This window comes from Collinsella aerofaciens (assembly GCF_015670745.1).
Lineage (GTDB): Bacteria > Actinomycetota > Coriobacteriia > Coriobacteriales > Coriobacteriaceae > Collinsella > Collinsella aerofaciens_T.
The window spans coordinates 1-1602 of sequence record NZ_JADPCH010000041.1 but is presented as its reverse complement, the minus strand read 5'-3'; the positions used below and the strand labels follow the sequence as shown (position 1 = coordinate 1602).

The 1602-nt window shown below is 70.7% G+C and carries 1 protein-coding gene; it reads right to left on the bottom strand.

Annotation, left to right across the window (positions count from 1 at the left end; genetic code table 11):
* Positions 1-27: 27 nt before the first annotated feature.
* Positions 28-1317, bottom strand: a complete 1290-nt coding sequence (locus I4W07_RS09080) for an IS110 family RNA-guided transposase (RefSeq protein WP_196026417.1) — start codon at positions 1315-1317, stop codon at positions 28-30.
* Between the last annotated feature and the right edge of the window lie 285 nt (positions 1318-1602).

Here is a 1602-nt window from a genome sequence, read left to right as displayed (position 1 = left end):
GCGGAGCCTCTTTGCGTCCTGACGCTCCTATTTGGCAAGGTGTTTTTTAGAATTCATTTTGCGCTCGGCCTCGAAGGCTTGCCTGTCCCAATCGAGCGGAAGTCCCGCCTCGACCCATGCCTCGTAGGCCCTCCTTATGGGCTTGAGTTCCCTTTGGCCCCTCTCCAGCATCGAGATGTACTTCTCGCTGGTGCCCAGTATGGACGCCGCCCTCACCTGGCTGACCCTCGCCGCGCGCCTGGCCGCCACGAGCTCCGAGGCGTCCTCGGGCCTCCTGATCTCGTGCGGGCGCATCAGCGCCCGGTACGCCTCCCTGGCCACGTAGCGCTTGAGGCACCTCATGACCTCCCTGTCGCTCTTCCCCCGCGCCCTGGCCCTCTCGGCGTACTCGGCGGTCTCGGGGTCGCGCATGACCCTCTGCCTCGCGATCTCGTGCAGCGCGCTGTTCGCCTGCCGGTCGCCGCCCCTGTTGAGCCTGTGCCTCACGGTCTTGCCGCTCGAGGCGGGGATGGGGCAGGCCCCGCATATCGCCGCGAACGACGCCTCGGAGCGCAGCCTGCCCGGGTTGTCCCCGGCCGCGACCGCGAGCTTGGCCGCGCTCACGGGCCCGCACCCGTACATCGCCAGCAGAGCGGGGCAGTTCTCCTCCAGGGACGCCTCGATCGCGCGCTCCATGTCGAGCGCCGCGTCGCGCGCCGCCGCCCACAGGTCCGCCAGCGCGCCGAGCGCGGCGCCCAGCGCGCCCTCGGCGCGCACGGAGGGGAGCTCCTCCATCAGCCTCGGCCCCGCCATCCCGCGGAACCTCGACCTGAGCCCCTCCGGGGCGGTGGTGAGCAGCGACCTCGCGGTGTTGATCGCCGAGGTCCGCGCCTTCACCGCCCCGGAGCGCGCCGCAAGCATGCAGCGCACCCCGTCGACCCACCCGTCCTGGCTCTTGGGGGTCCCGAGCTTTGAGCCGGACATCGCCGCGCGGGCGGCCCTCTCCGCGTCCGCCTCGTCGCACTTTCCCTGCCCCGGGCGCCTCCTCTGCATCCTCGCCGGGGAGAGCGCCTCGCGCACGGGCATCCCCAGCGACGCGAGGTGCCTGGTGAGGCCCGCCCCGTAGGACGACGTCCCCTCCATCGCGACGCAGGCCGGCTCCCCGGCCGCCGCGATCGCCCCGGCGAGCGCCTCGTAGCCCGCCGCGTCGGCGGGGAACCGGCGGGACAGGACCTTGCGGCCCCTCCAGTCCAGGACGCACAGCCAGTGCGAGTCGGCGTGGGTGTCGACCCCGCAGAAGACCGGCCCGCGGGCGCCTGGTGTCGATTCGTTTTGCATGCCTCGCTCCGTTCTTTCCGTGCTCGCCTGGACCGGGCAGACGGCACACTGACGGGGCGCGATAGAATGCGGTTGTTCGGGTCCGCGGTATCGCTCCATGCTCCTATTAGGTCATGCGGCGGTCTCGGCTCGCCGCGGCCCGCGCGGGACATGTCAGGAAACGAGGGCAGCCCTGTGGGCGCCAGCGGAATGTGGGGTCACCGCGCGGTCCGCATCTGATGGTGTCGACGTCAATGGTATACGGGTGCACCATCGACGTCTTCAATTCAGAAGATATCAGTGCGG